The following is a 17,995-nucleotide window of genomic DNA, read 5'->3' as shown; positions in this document are numbered from 1 at the left end:
GGTGGATGCCGCGCTCACGGGTATCCATATGCCGTATTTCGGACGTCATCCCAGCGAAAGGCATGTCATGAAGTTCGCAGTCATCGGCGGTACCGGGCTGATCGGGTCGCAGGTCGTCAAGAATCTGAACGCCGCCGGGCATGAGGCGGTACCGCACTCGCAGTCCACCGGAGTCGACGTCATCACCGGCCAGGGGCTGGACGAGGCGGTGGCGGGAGCCGATGTCGTCGTCAACCTGACCAACTCGCCGACCTTCGACGACGCCTCCCCGGCCTTCTTCCGGACCTCGATGGACAACCTGCTGGCCGCGGCCCAGCGGGGCGGCGTCGGCCACTTCGTCATCCTCTCGATCGTCGGCGTGGACCAGGTGCCGGAGCTGGACTACTACCGGGCCAAGGCGCTCCAGGAGGAGATCCTCGCGGCCGGGCCGGTCCCGTACTCGATCGTCCGGGCCACGCAGTTCATGGAGTTCATCGACGCCGCCATGTCCTGGACCTCCGACGACGAGACCGTCCGGCTGCCCGCCACGCCGATCCAGCCCATCGCCGCCAAGGACGTGGCCGCCGCGGTGGCGGAGGTCGCCGCGGGCGCCCCGTTGCGTGGCATCCACAACATCGGAGGCCCCGAGGTCTTCTCCCTGGACGAGCTGGGCCGGATCACCCTTACCCACCAGGGCGACGAACGCACCGTCGTCACCGACCCCACCGCCGGTATGTTCGCCGCCGTCAAGGGCGACGTTCTCACCGACAAGGGCGCCCACCTCGCCCCCACCCGCTACACCGACTGGCTCTCCTGACGACGACCCACTCGCGCCCCCTCGAGCGCGCGGACCGCGGACGGGGGGCGCCGCTCAACCGAACGCCGACGGGGGCGCCCGCTCAACCGAACGCCGACGGGGGCGCCGCTCAGCCGAACGCCGCCAGGGAGACCGGCTGCCACTCCCGCCATGTCTTCAGGCGCTCCTCGTACAGATCGGCGACATCGGGGAAGGACTTGCCGAGGAAGACCCTCAGCGGGGGCCGCTCCGCGTCGACGATCCGGAGAATCGCCTCGCGGGTCGCGTGCGGGTCGCCGACCTCGAAATCCACCGCGGTGGCCTCGTGGACCTCGGCGTAGTCGGGGTGCCGCTCACTGTGCCGGGCCCCGCGCGCCAGCCAGTCGGTGGCATAGGGGCCGGGCTCGACGTTGGTGATATGGATGCCGAAGGCGGCCACTTCTTGCGCCAGGGACTCCGACAATCCCTCAAGGGCCCATTTGGAGGCGTGGTACGCGCCGATACCGGGGAAGGCCCGTACCCCGCCCTCGCTCGTCACCTGGAGGATCCGTCCCGATCGCTGCGCCCGCATAAGGGGCAGAACGGCCTGCGTGACCCACACCGCACCCAGGAAGTTGGTCTCCATCTGGGCCCGGAGCTCGTCCTCGGTCAACTCCTCGACCATGCCGAAATGCCCGTAGCCGGCGTTGTTCACCGCGATGTCCAGCGAACCGAAACGCGCATGGGCGCGCCGCACCGCCGCATGGACCGCGGCCCGGTCGGTGACGTCGAGCCGCAACGGCAGCACCGCATCCCCGTACCGCTCGACCAGGGGGGTGAGGTGGCCGATGTCCCGGGCCGTCGCCGCGACGTGATCGCCGCGTTCCAGCGCGGCGTCCGCCCACTCGCGGCCGAACCCCCTCGAGCTGCCCGTGATGAACCATGTCTTCGCCATGATGATCGGTGCTCCCTATGGGGTGGCTTGTCTGCTGTCGCCCCTCCATCGTGCGGCTGGTCAAGGCATTCCACCAGCGATGGTCCGGCATGGGAGACATGCGGTTTCGGAATGTGTGAGGATGGCGGCATGGCCGAGCTGTCCCTCACCGGTCTGCGCGTCGTCCAGGCCGTGGTCGACACCGGATCGTTCACCGCCGCGGCCGACGCACTCGGATACACCCAGTCGGCGGTGTCCCGTCAGGTGGCGGCGGTGGAAGCCGCCGCGGGCGCACCGCTGTTCGTCCGGGGCGCCCGCGGGGTGACCCCCTCACCTGCGGGGATGGTGCTCGCCCGGCGGGCCGCCACGGTCCTCAGCGAGATCGACGCCATCAGCGCGGACCTCGCCGGGCTGACGGACCACATCACCGGACGCGTCTCCATCGCGGCCTTCCCCTCGGCCGCCGCCGTGCTCGTCCCCAGGACACTGGCCCGGCTGCGCGACGACCACCCGGCGCTGATCGTCGAGTTCGGCGAGGCGTCCTCGCCCACCCAGCTTCGCCAACTCCGCGCCCATCGCATCGACGTCGCGGTGATCGGCGTGGGAGCGGATCTGCCCGGCTACGAATTCGAGGGGCTGCGCCGCGATCTGCTCCTCGAAGGCGGGCCGCTGCTCGCCGTCCCCGCGAACCACCGGTTCGCCGGTCGCGGGACCATCCCGGTGACCGAGCTGAGGGACGAGCCCTGGATCGTCGGCAAGGGCCTGCGCGACGACCCCCAGTTCGGTGCCTGGCCCACCCTCGACCACCCGCGGATCGCCTACGCCGCCCGCGAATGGCCCACCCGCCTCGGCCTCGTCGCCACCGGTCTCGGCATCGCCGTACTCCCGGAAGTGGCCGCCGCCGCGATCCCCGCGGGTGTCCGTACCGTCCGAGTCGACGACCCGGCCTGGCTCGGCCGGGCGGTGGTCGCCGTCACGGCCCGCGACCGCTCTCCCGAGGTGACGGCCACCCTGGAGGCGCTGCGCCACGAGGCCGCACGGCTTCGTACGGCACCCTGACGCCGGGCCGCGACCGTGCGGGCACAAGCCAGCGCCCCCGGGGATTGGCGCGGGGGCGCGAGCGGGCTCGACCGCAGCGAGAGGCCACACCTGGGGAGAGGGGGCTCGCGCTCGGCATGGGTCGAACCTGGTTGTGACGGTAGGCCCGTGATGCTGTGTGTGTCACGGGTCGCGCACAAGACCGCCCGTATGAGGTCCTGACCCGCATGGCCCGCCGGACCGTGATCGGCATGGGCCGGTCGGCCGGGCGGGCGTTCATCGAGGGCGGTGGTTTCCTGGGCCGGGTGGGCTCTGCGGTCGCCGGTCCGCCGCGGGGCGGGTGGTCGCGCTCCGGCCGTCCCTGGGGCTTCGTGGCCTACGGCGGCCGTCGCCCGCTCCGTTGAGCGGGATCAGCGACTCCAAGGTGGAGCCCCGCACCCAGGCGCCGAGGAGGTTCCGGTGCATGGCGACGATCTCGTGCTTCACCGCGAGCCTCTCCGCGTCCCGGGTGAAGTCGCAGGTGGCGACGAACACCGCTACGTCCGCGGCGTGTTCGGCCTTCGCGGTGCCGAGGAACTTCTGCATATCGCCGCTCGGCACGGTGCGATGGGGGGCGTAGTGCTTGCACTGGATCACCAGCCGGCGTCCGTCCGGCATCCGGCCGACGACATCGGCGCCCAGGTCACCCGACTTCCCGGAGACGACGACCTGGGTGCAGCCGTCCCGGCGGCACAGCTCCGCGACGTACCGTTCGAACCGCTGCCAGGTCATGGCGTCGACCTCGGCCATGGACCGCTCACGTGCCGCGGTCTCCTCCTCGGTCTGCCAGGCGCGGTGCTCCGCCACGGTGCGCAGATGCGTTCGCCGCAGCCACCAGGCGATGCCGCCGAGCAGTCCCACGAGGACCAGCCCGACGATGTACGGCCACACGGTCTTCCAGGCCAGGGCCAGCGCGAGGACCAGCACCGCGCCGCCGCTCCAGGCCGTGCGGCCCTGCCGTGCCCTGGCCCGCCGTAACGCCGCTTTACGTCGCCGTTGCCATTGCCGTCGCCCTCGCCGTAGCCCCTGTCGTCGTACGGCCATCGCGCCCGCCCCCTGTCGGCTCGTTTCCCGGCAGTCTCGGGAATGGCGGGACCGGCCCGCAAGACCGCCTTATGGGCCGCCGGACCGGGTCTGCCGTGGGCGAATCTGCTGCGGGCCGAGATTCCTTACCGCGCAAGCGAATTGGGGCGATGGTGAAAGGACCGCGGCGGTGTGGGTCGCGGTACTCACAGGCGGCACTCACAGGGAGGTCCGATGGGAACATTCGGAGCATTCGCCACCGGCTGGGAGCCGGGATCGATTCCGCGAGCCTCGGAGGGGGAAACGGCTCCCACGCGGTTCGACGATCACCTTGCCTCGCAACTGCTGACCCAGCGCATCGTCTTTCTCGGGACGCAGGTGGACGAGGTGTCCGCGAACCGGGTGTGCGCGCAGATGCTGCTGCTGTCGGCCGAGGATCCGCGGTCGGACATCAGCCTCTACATCAACAGCCCGGGCGGTTCGGTGACGGCGGGGCTGGCGATCTACGACACGATGCGGCTGATTCCCAACGACGTGTCCACGCTCACCATGGGATTCGCCGCGAGCATGGGGCAGTTTCTGCTCACCGTCGGAGCGCCGGGAAAGCGCTACGCACTGCCGAATTCCCGCATCATGATGCATCAGCCGTCCGCCGGTATCGGCGGGAGCACGGCCGATATCGCGATTCAGGCCGAGAACCTCGAATTCATGAAGCGGTCGATCGAGCGCATCACCGCGGAACACACCGGACAGAGCGTGGAGACGATTTCGCGCGACGGCGACCGCGACCGGTGGTTCACGGCGGAGCAGGCGAAGGAGTACGGAATGGTCGACCGGGTCCTGGAGTCCCTCGCGGACGTACGGCCGGCCGGAGCGCGACGCAGGATGGGGATCTGACATGGGGCAGTACACGATTCCGACGGTCGTCGAGCGCACCACGCAGGGGGAGCGGGCGTACGACATCTACAGCCGGCTGCTGTCCGAGCGGATCATCTTCCTCGGCACGGAGATCGACGACGGCGTGGCCAACGTCGTCATCGCGCAACTGCTCCACCTCGAATCGTCGAGCTCGGAGCAGGAGATCGCGATCTACATCAACTCACCGGGCGGCTCCTTCACCTCGCTGATGGCGATCTACGACACGATGACGTTCGTGTCCGCGCCCATCTCGACGTTCTGCGTAGGGCAGGCGGCCTCGACCGCGGCGGTGCTGCTGGCCGGGGGAGACCCCGGGCGGCGGTTCGTACTGGAGCATGCCCGGGTGCTGCTGGGGCAGCCGGTGAGCGGTGGTCAGCAGGGCACGGTCTCGGACCTCAGCCTCCAGGCCAAGGAGATGCTCCGGATCCGCTCGCAGGTCGAGGAGGTGCTCGCGCGCCATACGCCCCACGACGCCGCCACGCTCCGCGCCGACATGGACCGCGACAAGGTCTTCACGGCGCGGGAGGCGGTGACGTACGGGCTCGCCGACGAGGTACTGAGCCGGCGGGCGGGCAGGGGGTTCTGAGGGGCGGACAGTGAGTGTCCCGGAAGCGGGGCGTCAGGCGGCGGTGTCTTAGACGGCGGTGTCTCAGGCGGCCAGCCGTACCTCGCCCTGCCGCCCCGCGTGCCGGGACCCACGGTCCGTGACGGAGGTGACGGAGGCGTCGGAGGTGACCGAGGTGACCGAGGTGACGGACGTGAGGGACGCGACCGACACCGCCGCGCCGTCGCGCCGCCGCCGCGGCCCGGAGACGAGACGGATCAGCTCGCCCTGCGCCATGGCGAGGAGGTCGGCGAGGCTGAGCCCGAGCGCGCGGGCGGCGGCCGCGAGGACCTCGGACGACGCCTCCTTGCGACCCCGTTCGAGTTCGGAGAGATACGGCATCGAGATCCGGGCCGCCTCGGCCACGTCCTTGAGCGTGCGCTGCTGAGCGAGCCGCTCGCGCCGCAGCACGCCCCCGACGAGATCCCGCAGCAGGGGCTCCTTCACCGGCTCCCGGCCGGGCTGCTCCCGCCGGACCGGGCCGCCAGGGACAGCCGGGGCCGCCGGAACGGCGGGACCCGCCGCGGCGGCTCCGGCGGCCCCGGCGGTGGCTCCCGCCTGGGGCACCGGGTCCGCGGTGGCCGGACGCAGGGGAATGACGCGGGCTCGGTTCGACGCGTGGCTGCTCACCCCCTCAGGGTAGGAGCGTCGCGCCCGAGGGGAAGGGGACGGCGCTCTGCCCTTGGCGAAGCGGTCACATGTTCGAGTGCTTCTCTCGGTTCGCCGCGACCCCGTTGTCAGTGCCCGGCTCTACCGTATGGCTGTCCTTATTCACGCTTGCTGGGCTGCTTGCGTACTCGGACACGGCGGGGGCCGGGCCCAACAGCGCGGGCCCGGCCCCCGGCGGAAAGCCGGAGGCCGGGGACGGGTTCCGGGCTCAGGAAGTGATGCGCAGCTCCGGCGGATAGCCGGTCCAGCGCAGCGGCGCGGGCAGATGCGCCATGTCGTTGGAGAAGAGCACCGAGGGCGGTCGGCCGGGCGGGGGATAGCGGATGACCGTCAGCGCCGCGTTGCACTGGTTGAGGCCGAGCCAGCGCCACTTCGGGGCGTCGAGCGCGGCTCGGACCAGCCAGCCGATGAGGAAGTTATGGGTGACGACCAGCTCATGGCGGTCCTCGGGTCCGTCCACGGGGCCCGTGAAGCGCTCCTCGGCGGTACGGGCCAGCAGCGGGCCGCGGGCGCGCTCATCGGATGGGAAGCCGTGGACGAAGTCGAGCAGGAAGTCGGCGGAATCGGCGGGCAGTTCGGTTCGGTGGGGCGTGTACGGCACGTAGTCCCCGGCCGGTTCGCAGACATGGGCGGGTACGCCGTCGAGCCGGTCACCGATCAGCCGGGCGGTCTCGGCCGCCCGGGGCAGCGGGCCGTGGTGGACCGCCGTCAGCGGGACGTCCCGGAGCCGCTCGCCGAGCAGCGCGGCCTGGCGGCGGCCGTTGGCGGTGAGCCCGTGTTCGTCCGGCGTGGCCTCGCCGTGGCGGGTCAGATAGAGATAGCGGGTGGCGTGGGTGTTGGTCATGGTCCCCGTCCGTCGAGAGTCGCTGGAAAGGGACGGCCGGTGCGGGGTGGCGGTTCCAAATGCCCGGTTCCGGGCGCCCGGTTCCAGGCGCCCGACGCCGCGCCCGGCGCCCCGTGCCCGTTCCCGGCGGCACCGCCGGACGGCCCCCTACCGCCGGTCCGTCGACTTCCGGTCGCCTTCGGGTGGCCGGGGCTCGTCCGGGGCGAGGCGGAAGACGGCTTCGGCGAGTTGGGCGCAGACGTGTTCGATCTGGCGGCGGGTGGCGTTCCGTTCGGTGATGATCGCCGACAGCAGCAGGGCCGTCAGGGCCGTCGAGCCGTTGAACGCCTGGAGGGTGACCATCCGGGCCGGCAGCGAATGGTGGGAGAACGGGCCGGTGCCCTCCGCCGTGGCGGCGATCGCGAGGACCGAGACGATGAGTGAGCACGGGGCGGCGCCCGCGAGTTGGAAGCGCAGGGCGGCCCAGATCAGGAAGGGGAAGACGAGGAAGAGCAGGCTGACCTCGGTCCGGGTGGCGACCAGGGTGACGCCCGCCGTGCCCAGCAGCAGCGCCGCCGCCTCCAGCAGGCGGTACGGGCTGACGCCACGGTGCGGCCGGGCGCGGTGGAGCAGGCGGTGGAACACGCGGTGCAGCACCAGCAGCAGAGGGGTGATCACCAGCACCCCCATCGCGTCGCCCGTCCACCACACCGACCAGGCGGTCCAGAAGTCACCCACCGGGAGCGCGCCCGACACGACGAGCGCGGTGGTGCCCACCGTGGCGCTGATCAGCATGCCCGCCAGGGCGCCCAGGAAGACCAGGACCAGCGCGTCCCGCAGCCGGTCCAGGGCGGGCCGGAAGTCCACGCGCCGTAGCAGCAGATACGAGCAGATCGGGGCCAGGGTGTTGCCCACGACGATCGCGAGGACCGCCAGGGGCGACGGGCCGATGGGGGCGTTGACCGCGACGGCGCCGAGGGCGATGCCCGGCCAGGCCATGGGGCCGAGCGTCAGCAGACAGGCCAGGGCGATTCCGGTCGGCGGCCACAGCGGGGTGACCTGATCGCGCACCAGCTCCTGTAGCAGTCCGATCCAGGCGCCCACGTAGTAGAGGGCGGCGACGGCCACGAGCCGCAGCGCCGTGGCACCGTGGCGCCGGAGACCGATGTTCCGCCGGATCCCCATATCGCGCGCCACAGCGGCCATCCCACTATGTGCGCCCCGGGCCGACGCGGCTGACACGCGGCCACCGGGTCGGGCTCGCCCGTACGCAGCACAGCATCTCCCGTACGCAGCACAGCATCTCCCGTCGGCAGCACGGCACGCGCACGATGTCAGGCGGGGCCCGGGCCGGTAAGGCGCCCAAGAGCCCGGTGGTCAACGGCTCGAGTGTGATCGGCGATCAACTGTGGATCCGGCGAGCGGCCCCTCCACGGGGCGTATCGCGGGCACGCATATGCGCATCGGGCTTGCCCACCTCTGCGGGAGACGTCACCGTTGAGCCCCACGGGCACGCGCCGCGTCGCCCGTATTCGACTGGGACCGGAGGTGCCATGGGACCGATCGTTCCACCCCTCGTTCCACCGTATGAGACCGTCGGCGACGGGCCGCACCATGTGATGGCGGTGCACGGCTGGTTCTCGGACCGTGCCGCGTACGCCGCGATGCTGCCGCATGTCGACCGGCGCGGGTTCACCTATGTTCTGCCCGATCTGCGCGGCTACGGCGAGGCGCGTGACATCCCCGGCGCGTACACCACCGGCGAGGCCGGGAAGGATCTGCTGGCGCTCGCCGATCACCTCGGCTGGGAGCGGTTCTCGCTGGTCGGCCACTCGATGGGCGGGGCCGTCGTCCAGCGGGTCCTGGCGGCCGCTCCGCAGCGGGTCCGGCGGCTGGTCGGGGTCGCGCCGGTGCCGGCCAGCGGAGTGCCGATGGAGGGCGAGCAGTGGCGGCTGTTCGCGGCCGCCGCCGACCACCCGGAGAACCGACGGACCATCATCGACCTCACCACCGGCGGCCGTCACCCGGCCGCCTGGCTGGATCTGATGGTGCGCCACTCGCTGGAGCACAGCGAGCCCAAGGCGCTCCGCGCCTGGCTGGACTCATGGGCGCTGGAGGACTTCCACGAGGACATAGCCGGTGCCCAGGTGCCGGTCCGGATCGTGGTCGGCGCCCACGATCCGGCGCTCACGGCGGAGATGATGCGGCAGACCTGGCTGCGCTGGTATGTCAACGCCGAGCTGGTGGAGCTGGAGTATGCCGGGCACTACCCCGCCGATGAGACTCCACAGGAACTCGTGCGCGCGGTGGAGGACTTCATCACGGCCGACTCGTAGCCGGCGGTGAGTCGCCGGGGGCGGTCGCGGACGGATCGGTGGAGGGCGGGGTGGAGGACGAGACGGACGGTGAGGCGGAGGCGCTGCTGGTGTGCTTCGCCTCGCTCCGCTGGTATCTCTCCTCGCTCTCCTGGTACTTGGGCAGCAGATCCTTCAAGATCTTGTCGACATAGTCCCGCGTCTCGAGGATCTTCGGGATGCCGCGGGCCCGAAGCACCGCGTTCGGCCCGGCGTTGTAGGCCGCGAGCGCGAGCCGGGTGGCCCCGACTGTGGTCTTGCTGCCCGGGATCACCTTGACCACCTCGTACAGATGGCACATGTAGCGGGCCTGCGAGGGGATGGCGTCGCGGGGCTCCCAGACATCGGCCTTGCCGTCGCCGTCGCCGTCCTTGCCCCATTCCTTCCAGGTGACCGGGGAGAACTGTGAAATGCCCTGGGCGTGACCGGAGTCCGCGTCCGGGCGCCAGCCGCTCTCCGCGTCGATCTGGGCGGCCAGCAGCGGCACGCTCAGCGGGGCGCAGGTGCGCACCGCCGACTCCACGATGGGGCGCCGGGCCTCGGGCACCACCGGAAGCTCCGGTTCCGAGGGCTCTGTGAGATGCCGTACGACGAGCACCGCGGCAACGACCAGTGCGAGCCCGGCGAGGAACGCCGCGACCAGTCCGGCGGCGCGGGTCAGCATGCCAGGGGCGGTACGGAAGGGGTGCGCATGCAGGGACGGTAGCGGGTCTCGCGGGCCGATCCGTAATCGGTCGCCGACACGGGCCTATCGGGCCTGGTGGACCGGGGGTATCGGCTGCCCGGCGGGTGCCGCGGGGAGCGGACCGGCCGCGTCCGCGCCCGGGCGCTTCATCACATACGCCGCCCCGGCGCCCGCCGCGAACAGCGCGAGCACCGAGACCGCCGTGCCCAGCCAGGTGGCGCCGAGCCACTGGCCGCCGACATAGCCGAGGGCCACGCTGTACGCCGCCCAGGCGAGCCCGGCCACCGCGGACCACGGCAGGAATTCCTTCACCCTCCGGTGGGCCGCGCCCGCGCTCAGGCTGACGACCGAGCGACCCGCGGGCGCGAAGCGGGCTATCACCACGAGCGGACCGCCGCCGCGCACCAGCGCGGTGCCCAACTTCTCCTGGGCGGAGGTGAGTCGGCGGGAGCGGGCGATGGCGCGGTCGAGCCGGTCGCTGCCGCGCCAGGCCAGCCGGTAGGCGACCATGTCCCCGAGGACGGAGGCGGTCGCGGCGCACAGGATCAGCCCGAACATGGCGGGGAAGTCGGCGGCACCGGCCTGGCGCACCACGCCGACGGCGTCAACGGTGGTGCCGGCGGCCGCGGTGGCGGCGGTGATGACCAGAACTCCACTGGGCAGAACGGGCAGGAAGACGTCGAGCAGTACGGATGCCCCGATCACCGCGTAGATCCATGGGGTGTTGGTCAGCGACCCCAGATGTTCCAACAACGTTCTACTCCCGATCCCGGTCCCCCCGCTGCGCATGTCGCCGGGAAGCGGCAGGCGTCAGCCTGTAACAGCCATACAGCGTACGCCTGTGACTGTCGAGGATAACGGTAAGGGGCGTGATGATGTTGTTCGAATCACGCCATGCGGGGCGTTCGGCCCCGCATGGCGTGATCGGTCAGGCGATACCGAATGTCGGTCGAACGCGGAGAAGTGACGCCTATCCGACAGTCGACGGCCGGCGCCCCGTTTCGGGCGCCGCTTCGCTTGCGCGGGCCGAGCCGAATATCCGGTCCAGTGCCCAGGGGCCGGGGCCGGTGAAGACGAGCAGCAGCAGCGTCCAGCAGAACATCGCGGCGGGCTCGCCGCCGTTCTGAATGGGCCACAGCTTCTCGGGCTGGTGCTCATGGAAGTACGCGTAGGCCATCGAGCCCGAGGAGATGAAGGCCGCGCTGCGGCTGCCGACGCCGAGCATCACGAGGGCGCCGCCGACGAGCTGGATCACCGCCGCGTACCAGCCCGGCCAGGTGCCGGCCTCGACGGTCTTGCCGGTGCCCATCATGCCGCCGAACCAGCCGAGCAGCGACGAGGCGCCGTGGCAGAAGAAGAGCAGTCCGACGACGATGCGGAAGAGGGAGAGAACGTACGGCCTGGCGCCGTCGAGCGCCTCGCCGAGGGTGCGGGGGGTGGGAGAAGAGGGCATGGGAGGGAGGCTCCTTGCTCCTGGGGACAGGGAACAGCGGAGTGCCAGGTTAGGTTCCCCTCACCTTTTGTTGCAAGTTCAAGTTCATGCCAATGTAGGTGCCCCGGGGACCCCTTCAAGGCGCCCGAAAAGCCGCTCTTCAGAGCCTTGTCGCGCACATCGGGACACCTTCATGCAGGGTCTGCCCCGTATGCGCCACGCGCAGCGCCGCGCGTGCTACCGCGTCCGTGTCGCAGAGGGTGACGGAGTTCACGCCCGGCCGCGCACCCGCGGCCGTCACCCAGTGGACTCCCTCGGTCGGCACGCCGATCGCGAACCGCCGCGGATGCGGGCGGCCATGGGCGTCCACCACCCGGTAGGGGGCGGTGGTGACATCCAGGCCGCCGGTCTCATAGCCCTCCACCCGATGCGGACGGCCCTGCCCGGTCTCCAGCAGATGGATCAGCAACTCATCGGCGGTCCGGCGCACGTCAGGCTCCGGCAGCCGCGCCTCGATCAGGGTCGTGGCCACCACCGGCGGGCCCGGCACCTCGGCCGACCGCGCGGCGAAACCAGCCCCTTCGGCACCCGTCTCCGGGCTTTCCAAGGTCACTTCGAGCCGTGGGCCGAGGACCTCCAGGACGCCCGCCTCGATCAGCGCGGCCATCTCCTCGATCCGGCGGCGCGGCGGGCCGATCGAGAGAAAGGCGTTGAGCGGGGTGTACCAGCGGTCCAGATGGGCCCGGCGGGACGCTCCCGTCAGCCCGCCGTGGTCGACGATCTGCCGCAGTTCGTTGCGGAGGTCGCGCAGCACGTCTAGGGCCGCCTTGACCGGGCCCTCGACATTGCCCAGCCGGGCGTGCACCACATCCTGGTGGGCGTAGGTCAGCAGCCACCGCCGGAACTCGTCACGCCCCGTGAACCGGCGTCCGCGATACGGCTGGGAGACCGCGTCCCAGGACCAGCGCTCCGCGTCCGGTATGCCGTACTCCGCGAGCACGGCGGCCTCTTCGGGGCTGCCGTGCCCGGTGGCCAAAAAGTGACTCCTGAAATGTGCTGAGGCGAACGGGGCGGGGGCGCCGGGCTCGGTCCCGGGCCCGGCACCGGAGGTCCCGGGTCCGGTCCCGGAGGCTTCCGGGGCCGCCGGGGCACGGGTATCGGGTGCCCGGAGGGCCAGCAGCGCCTCGTAGTAGACCGTCTCGGCCTCCTTGGCGACCAATGGCCATATCTCGGCGAGGAAGTCCGGCGGATCGCCGGAGTCCGCGCGCTTGCGGAAGTGGCCGAGCACATCGGGGGTCAGCAGCAGTGGGGTGTGCCGGCCGCACGGCCCCTTCGCGTTGTCGCCCCGCGCGTGGTACGGGATGCCGCGCCGCGACCCCGCGTACAGCCGTGGCTCGCGCCCCGAGGGCCGGTAGACCAGACCGCCGCGCGGATGCGGTGCGAAGGTGCCGCCCCGGCCCGCCGTCAGCAGCGCCATATGGTCGAAGAAGTTGAGGCCGAGACCGCGCAGCAGGACCGGTTCGCCCGGCGCGATGGGCGACAAGTCGACATCGGCGGGGTTGGCGGGCGGGTAGTAGCGCAGCCCGTGCCGCTCGGCGTGGGCCGTGTACCGCCGCTCCGTGGCGTCGGTGGCCGCCGGCAGATGGCCCTGCGCCAGGACGACCGCGCACAGCCCCTCCAGACGGCTCCCGTCGTCCAGCGTCAGCATCTGCTCGCCGTCGGCCCGTTCCTCCAGCCGTACGGCGCGGGCCCGGTGCGTCCGGACCGTCACGGTCTCCGGCGCGCCCCGCACCACCTCGCCGAACACCCACTCCAGATAGCGGCCGTAGAGCGCGCGGCTCGGATAGTCGTCCGGGCCGAGACCGGGCGCCAGACCGCGCGCCGCGACCCATTCGTACAGGCTCGGCCCGGTCCGCACCGGTCCGCCGCATTCGACGCTGGCGTCGGTGAACAGGGTCACCTGCGAGGCCACTGTGTTCATCAGCAGCTCGTCCGGCTGGGCGGTGCGCCACACCCGTCCCGCACCGGGCGGCGAGGGGTCCACCAGGTGCACCGTCAGCGGGATGCCGGGCGCCAGTTCCGGGGCCGAGGCGCACAGGCGCTCCAGCACGCTGGTGCCGCGCGGCCCGGCGCCGACGATGGCTATCGCGTGAGAGTCTCCGGCCAAGGTCGTGTCTCCCGGGGCAGATGTGACGCAGGATGCGCGCCCATCATGCCGCCCGCTCCACGGGAATCGACCTGGTCTCCGGAACGTACGGCTCCGTTGTGGCCTGTATCACGTGACGTACGGCGCGGAACGGTACCCAAGGGACCGGCTACCCGGCCCAGTCCGTCTCCAGGGCCGTCACCAGCCGGGCCCCGCCGCCCGCCGGGTCCGACTGCGCCTGGTCGAGCCGCAGATGGGCGCTGCGGCCCTGGAGGGTCAGCGTCATGAGCTGGTTGCCGAACCAGGGCCCGCCCGTCTTGTGCCAGGTCAAACGGGAGCCGGCCACCCGCCCATGGCGCCGGAAGGCCCGCCCCAGGGCGCGGCCCGCCGCGCTCCAGCCGAAGCGGAAGCCGAGCCGTATCGAGGCGTAGATGCTGTTGTGGACCGGCGAGCAGGTCAACTGCCGCACCTGGCTGCGGGGCGGCCGGGACGACCACCGCGACCAGTCCGGGGCGGCGACATAGGCGTGGTGCACATCGCCGGAGAGCACACTGATCGTGGCCGGTGCCCCCGGTGCGCAGCCCACCTCGGCGATGGTGTCGGTGAGCGCGTCGAAGGACTCGGGGAACGCCGCCCAGTGCTCCAGATCGCCGCGCTGCCGCAGATCCTCGGCGATCCGCGCCCAGCGCCCACCGCGTCTGCCGCCGCACACCGAGGCGTTCCACGCCTCCACGTCATGCACGAAATGCGGCAGCAGCCAGGGCAGCGAGGTGCCGAGCAGCAGATGGTCGTAGCCGCCGAAGGTCCCGGGCCGCTCCTGGCCGGGGGCGCCGGGCTCTTCCTGGCCGGGGTGGCCGGGTGTACCGCCCGCGCCCTCCATGGCCTGCTCGCGCACCCAGGCGAACTCCTTCTCGCTGAGCATCGCCCGCCGGCCCTCCTCCAGCACCCGCGCGGCGCGGGTGTCGACCATCAGCAGCCGGGTGCGGCCGAAGTCGCGGCGGTAGCTCCAGCGGGTGTACGACGGATCGGCGTCGGCGCGGGTGGCGAACTCCCGCAGCGCCTCGGTGCCGTCGTCGGCCGTGCGCACCTGCGCGTAGAGCGGGTCGGCGGCCAGTTCGGTGGGGGAGAGATTGCCCAGGTGCTGATGGACCCAGTAGGACATCAGGCCGCTCAGTATCCGCTCCCGCCACCACGGGGTGGCGCGCATCCGGCGCTGCCATGCCTCGCTGGTGTTCCAGTCGTCGATGACATCGTGGTCGTCGAAGATCATGCAGCTCGGGACGGTGGAGAGCAGCCAGCGCACCTCGGGGTCCAGCCAGGACTCGTAGTAGAGACGGGTGTACTCCTCGTAGTCCGCGACCTGCTCGCCCGGCGGCTCGCTCAGATCGCGGCGGGTGGCCAGCCAGCGGCGGGTCTCGGCGGAGGTCTCGTCCGCGTACACCTGGTCGCCCAGCAGCACCAGCACATCGGGGCGCGGGCGCTCGGGGGCGCGGGCCAGCGCCTGGGCGAGGGTGTCGAGCGCGTCGGGCCCGACCGGGTCGTGCGAGGCGTCCGAGGGCGGCGCGGCCCACCGGCAGGAGCCGAAGGCCACGCGCACGGGCGCGTCCGTCCCCGGGGCGGGGGTGCGGATGGTGCTGTCGGGGAAGGGGGAGTCGGGCAGCGGCCAGACCTGCTCACCGTCGAGCAGCACCCGGTAGGCGGTCTCCGCGTCCGGCCGCAGCCCGGTGACCGGGATCAGGGCGTAGTGATGGCCCGCGATCTGCCAGGTGCGGGCGGTGCCGCCCCCGCCGTCGGCGCACCGCACCTCGGCCTCACAGGGCCGGTCGGCCTCGACCCAGACGGTCGCGCCGGTGCCGGTCTCCCAGTCGACCTGGCGCAGTAGTGGTCCCAGGCGCAGCCCGGCCATCCGGACCTCCTCCGTCGTTCTGTGATGTGCTGGTCATGCGTACGGTACGGAACGACGGAGAAGGTGCGGCGGTTCCACCCGGCGGTGCGCCGGTCGGAAGGCCGGTTGGTGGACCGGTCGGTAGCCGGTTGGTGTGCCGGTCGGTAGCCGGTCGGTGGGCCGTATCAGCAGCCGTTGAGGATGCCGCTGAGCGCGGACTTCTCGGCCGAGTCGAGGCTGAGCTTGTACGTGTACTTCACCGAGACCCACATGCGGGCGTACATGCAGTGGTAAGCGGTCCGGGGCGGCAGCCACTCGCCGGGGTCCTGGTCGCTCTTGGACTGGTTGACGTTGTCCGTCACGGCGATGAGCTGGGAGTGCGTCAGGTCGTTGGCGAACGCCTGGCGCTGGGCGGTGGTCCAGTTGTTGGCGCCGGACTTCCACGCCTCGGCGAGCGGGACCATGTGGTCGATGTCCACGTCGCTGGCGGCGGTCCAGGTCGCGCCGTCGTACTCGGAGTACCAGGAGCCGCTGGTGGCCTTGCAGCTCGAGTCGGTCTGGACGTTCTTGCCGTCGCGCTTGAGGACCTCCTCGCGGGTGTCACAGGAGCCGCTCTGGGTGATCCAGTGCGGGAACTTGTCGCGGCTGTAACCGTCGGTCGTGCCCTCGGCCTTGACGGTCAGCGAGGCGAGCTGGGTGCGGGCGGTGGCGGCGCTCGGCGGGGCGGGCGGGGAAGCCTGGGCGGTGGGCCCGCTCATGACGATCGTGCCCAGCAGGGCGACGAACCCGCCGAAGACGGAGGCGCGACGCGCGTAGACGCGACGGCGAGTGGGACGACGGTGCATGTCTGACATGCGAACTCCCTTGAGGGTGGGGGGTCGTTGGCCGCTGGATGCCCGGCCATGCTTGCGGCGCCGGGTTGCTGTGGGGTGGGCGCCAGGTAACAGGGTGACGACGCGGTCATGTCAACGCAAGGGGTGCTGTGGGGCAGTTGATGTCACGCACCCCCCGGCGCGGCGGTCGCGCGTTCGCGATGCGGCCGCGTATCGCGTGCGCCCGCGCTCGCGTCGGTGGCATCGCCGCCGGTCAGCGCCGCGCCCGGGGCGACACTCGCGGCTCCGTCGCCCGGCGCGCGCGTGGCGGCGGTTGTGGCCGCCTGCGAGCCGGGCGCGCGAACGGCGACGGCGCGACGGGCGGCCGGGGAGGCCGTGCCGCCTGCGGCGGGCTGCTCCCCTCCCCGCCCCTTCCCCGAACTGGGGCTCCGCCCCAGCCCCCGAACTGGGCTTCGTCCGTTTCGCGTGGTGTCGATGTGCGGTCGCGCCGCGTCGCCGGGCTCTGTCCCGGAGCCCGGAGCCCCTGCCACGCGGCGGAGTCGCGCATGCATGCTGCGGGGAGGGGGATACGCGGCTCCGCCGGACATTCGGGCGCGCTGTCGCCGGGGCTCGACCGGACCCTCGGCTTGTGGGGCTGGTCACACATCCCGGTGCCCTCGTCGACATGGCGCGGGGCGGCGGTTTGCCCGTGCGGGCAGGCGTGGTGCGGCTGTTCGGGCCGACGGCGGCGGTCGTGGTGGGTGCCGGGGCGGAGGTCCGGGGGGTCGGGTGCGGCCCGGGGTCCCGTATCCTTGTCGGCAGCAGAAGGGGAGTAGCTCCTCGCCGGACCGTCGACATACTGCCCGCCCCTCGAGGTGCGGGCCGGCGCCCGGAGCGTACGGGACCAACGCGTCACGCGGAGGCCGTGCGCCAGCGAGACCTTCGGCCGCAGTGTCCGACGCTGCCGTGCCGAAGCGATCCCTCCCCGGGGCCCTTGGGTGCGGCCCGATCTACGAGGTATCCATTCCGTGTTCAGCATCACCGTCGCCGCCGTGGTCTTCGGCGTCGTCTTCCTCGCCGAACTTCCCGACAAGACCGCCCTGGCCGGGCTGATGCTCGGCACCCGCTACCGCGCCTCATACGTCTTCGTCGGCGTCGCCGCGGCCTTCGCCCTCCACGTCGGGCTCGCCATCGCGGCGGGCAGTGTGCTCACCCTGCTGCCGCACCGGCTGCTCCAGGCGATCGTGGGGGTGCTCTTCCTCGGCGGAGCGGCGATGCTGCTCCTCAAGAAGGACGACGGGGAGGAAGAGGTCCGCAAGCCCGCCGACCAGAGCTTCTGGAAGGTGTCCGGGGCGGGCTTCATGCTGATCCTGGTCGCCGAGTTCGGCGATCTGACCCAGATCATGACCGCGAACCTCGCCGCCCGCTACGACGACCCGCTGTCGGTGGGCGTGGGCGCGGTGCTGGCGCTGTGGGCCGTCGCGGGTCTGGGCATCGTGGGTGGCCGCACCCTGATGCGATACGTACCGCTCCGGCTGATCACCAAGGTCGCGGCCCTGGTGATGCTGGCGCTGGGCGGATTCAGCCTGTACGAGGCCATCGCGGCCTGAGCGGGCCGCGCGCCCGGCGGCGCCCCCGGCTGTCCGGGGCGTGGCTCCCGGGACGCCCGGGCGCCCGGGCGCGCGTGGCGGCGCGCCGCTGAGCCCCGGAAGCCGGGGGTGCGGCGTGGCGCGGTGCTGAGCCCGGAAGGCGGGGGCGTGGCGTGGCGCGGTGCTCGGCCCGAGATGGCGGGGCGTGAGGCGTGGCGCTCGGCCCGGGACGCCTGCGGGGCGTGGGGGCGTGGGGTCCGGCTGTCCGGGGGTCTGGTTCCGGGGCGCCC

The 17,995-nt window shown here is 72.0% G+C and carries 17 protein-coding genes; 6 read left to right on the top strand and 11 right to left on the bottom strand.

Features of this window, described 5'->3' with window-relative positions:
* Window positions 1-67 precede the first annotated feature (67 nt).
* The gene (locus ACK1X7_RS16120; protein ID WP_390794806.1) at window positions 68-796 is read left to right on the top strand and encodes an SDR family oxidoreductase; all 729 of its coding nucleotides are present in this window, start codon (window positions 68-70) and stop codon (window positions 794-796) included.
* A gap of 109 nt (window positions 797-905) precedes the next feature.
* On the opposite strand, the gene ACK1X7_RS16115 is transcribed toward ACK1X7_RS16120, so the two are convergent.
* The gene (locus ACK1X7_RS16115; RefSeq protein ID WP_385143978.1) at window positions 906-1,709 is read right to left on the bottom strand and encodes an SDR family NAD(P)-dependent oxidoreductase; all 804 of its coding nucleotides are present in this window, start codon (window positions 1,707-1,709) and stop codon (window positions 906-908) included.
* A gap of 129 nt (window positions 1,710-1,838) precedes the next feature.
* Here ACK1X7_RS16115 and ACK1X7_RS16110 point away from each other — a divergent pair, with 129 nt between their 5' ends.
* On the top strand, window positions 1,839-2,747 hold the full coding sequence (locus ACK1X7_RS16110) for a LysR family transcriptional regulator (protein ID WP_413115231.1): 909 nt from the start codon (window positions 1,839-1,841) through the stop codon (window positions 2,745-2,747).
* A gap of 255 nt (window positions 2,748-3,002) precedes the next feature.
* Here the strand turns inward: ACK1X7_RS16110 and ACK1X7_RS16105 are convergent, their stop codons facing one another.
* Window positions 3,003-3,689 carry a restriction endonuclease gene (locus tag ACK1X7_RS16105; RefSeq protein ID WP_413116880.1) on the bottom strand — a complete coding sequence of 229 codons (687 nt, stop codon included), beginning with the start codon at window positions 3,687-3,689 and terminating at the stop codon, window positions 3,003-3,005.
* Window positions 3,690-4,022: 333 nt separating this feature from the next.
* Here ACK1X7_RS16105 and ACK1X7_RS16100 point away from each other — a divergent pair, with 333 nt between their 5' ends.
* Together ACK1X7_RS16100 and ACK1X7_RS16095 are read left to right on the top strand one after the other, a co-directional pair.
* A complete protein-coding gene (locus tag ACK1X7_RS16100) occupies window positions 4,023-4,685 on the top strand; it encodes an ATP-dependent Clp protease proteolytic subunit (RefSeq protein ID WP_385143974.1) in 663 nt (220 codons plus the stop codon).
* Window position 4,686: 1 nt separating this feature from the next.
* A complete protein-coding gene (locus tag ACK1X7_RS16095; protein ID WP_014060295.1) occupies window positions 4,687-5,292 on the top strand; it encodes a ClpP family protease in 606 nt (201 codons plus the stop codon).
* Between the two features lie 63 nt (window positions 5,293-5,355).
* Here the strand turns inward: ACK1X7_RS16095 and ACK1X7_RS16090 are convergent, their stop codons facing one another.
* The 3 genes from ACK1X7_RS16090 to ACK1X7_RS16080 form a co-directional block, all read right to left on the bottom strand.
* On the bottom strand, window positions 5,356-5,940 hold the full coding sequence (locus ACK1X7_RS16090; RefSeq protein ID WP_385143972.1) for a helix-turn-helix domain-containing protein: 585 nt from the start codon (window positions 5,938-5,940) through the stop codon (window positions 5,356-5,358).
* Between the two features lie 247 nt (window positions 5,941-6,187).
* Window positions 6,188-6,823, bottom strand: coding sequence for a histidine phosphatase family protein (locus tag ACK1X7_RS16085; RefSeq protein WP_413115230.1), 636 nt, complete (start codon window positions 6,821-6,823; stop codon window positions 6,188-6,190).
* Window positions 6,824-6,970: 147 nt separating this feature from the next.
* A complete protein-coding gene (locus tag ACK1X7_RS16080) occupies window positions 6,971-8,008 on the bottom strand; it encodes an MASE1 domain-containing protein (protein WP_385143968.1) in 1,038 nt (345 codons plus the stop codon).
* Between the two features lie 347 nt (window positions 8,009-8,355).
* On the opposite strand from ACK1X7_RS16080, the gene ACK1X7_RS16075 reads away from it, so the two are divergent.
* Window positions 8,356-9,138 carry an alpha/beta fold hydrolase gene (locus ACK1X7_RS16075; RefSeq protein WP_385143966.1) on the top strand — a complete coding sequence of 261 codons (783 nt, stop codon included), beginning with the start codon at window positions 8,356-8,358 and terminating at the stop codon, window positions 9,136-9,138.
* Here ACK1X7_RS16075 and ACK1X7_RS16070 read toward each other — a convergent pair.
* From ACK1X7_RS16070 to ACK1X7_RS16045, 6 genes are all read right to left on the bottom strand, one after another.
* On the bottom strand, window positions 9,122-9,820 hold the full coding sequence (locus ACK1X7_RS16070; protein ID WP_385143964.1) for a lytic transglycosylase domain-containing protein: 699 nt from the start codon (window positions 9,818-9,820) through the stop codon (window positions 9,122-9,124). The two genes, ACK1X7_RS16075 and ACK1X7_RS16070, sit on opposite strands and share 17 nt — an antisense overlap.
* Window positions 9,821-9,904: 84 nt before the next feature.
* Window positions 9,905-10,594 (bottom strand): DedA family protein, encoded by a 690-nt coding sequence (locus tag ACK1X7_RS16065; protein WP_385143962.1) that lies wholly within the window; start codon window positions 10,592-10,594, stop codon window positions 9,905-9,907.
* Between the two features lie 217 nt (window positions 10,595-10,811).
* Window positions 10,812-11,294, bottom strand: a complete 483-nt coding sequence (locus tag ACK1X7_RS16060; protein WP_385143960.1) for a DoxX family protein — start codon at window positions 11,292-11,294, stop codon at window positions 10,812-10,814.
* Between the two features lie 139 nt (window positions 11,295-11,433).
* Window positions 11,434-13,440 carry an FAD/NAD(P)-binding protein gene (locus tag ACK1X7_RS16055; RefSeq protein ID WP_413115229.1) on the bottom strand — a complete coding sequence of 669 codons (2,007 nt, stop codon included), beginning with the start codon at window positions 13,438-13,440 and terminating at the stop codon, window positions 11,434-11,436.
* A 148-nt stretch (window positions 13,441-13,588) separates the two neighbouring features.
* On the bottom strand, window positions 13,589-15,325 hold the full coding sequence (locus tag ACK1X7_RS16050; RefSeq protein WP_385143956.1) for an alkaline phosphatase D family protein: 1,737 nt from the start codon (window positions 15,323-15,325) through the stop codon (window positions 13,589-13,591).
* Between the two features lie 164 nt (window positions 15,326-15,489).
* Window positions 15,490-16,158 carry an HNH endonuclease family protein gene (locus tag ACK1X7_RS16045; RefSeq protein WP_385143954.1) on the bottom strand — a complete coding sequence of 223 codons (669 nt, stop codon included), beginning with the start codon at window positions 16,156-16,158 and terminating at the stop codon, window positions 15,490-15,492.
* Window positions 16,159-17,144: 986 nt separating this feature from the next.
* On the opposite strand from ACK1X7_RS16045, the gene ACK1X7_RS16040 reads away from it, so the two are divergent.
* Window positions 17,145-17,726 carry a TMEM165/GDT1 family protein gene (locus ACK1X7_RS16040; protein ID WP_216348189.1) on the top strand — a complete coding sequence of 194 codons (582 nt, stop codon included), beginning with the start codon at window positions 17,145-17,147 and terminating at the stop codon, window positions 17,724-17,726.
* Window positions 17,727-17,995 lie beyond the last annotated feature (269 nt).

It is taken from the genome of Streptomyces sp. CY-1, assembly GCF_047218265.1.
GTDB classification, from domain to species: Bacteria; Actinomycetota; Actinomycetes; order Streptomycetales; family Streptomycetaceae; genus Streptomyces; species Streptomyces niphimycinicus.
This window is presented reverse-complemented; position numbering and strand designations above follow the sequence as displayed.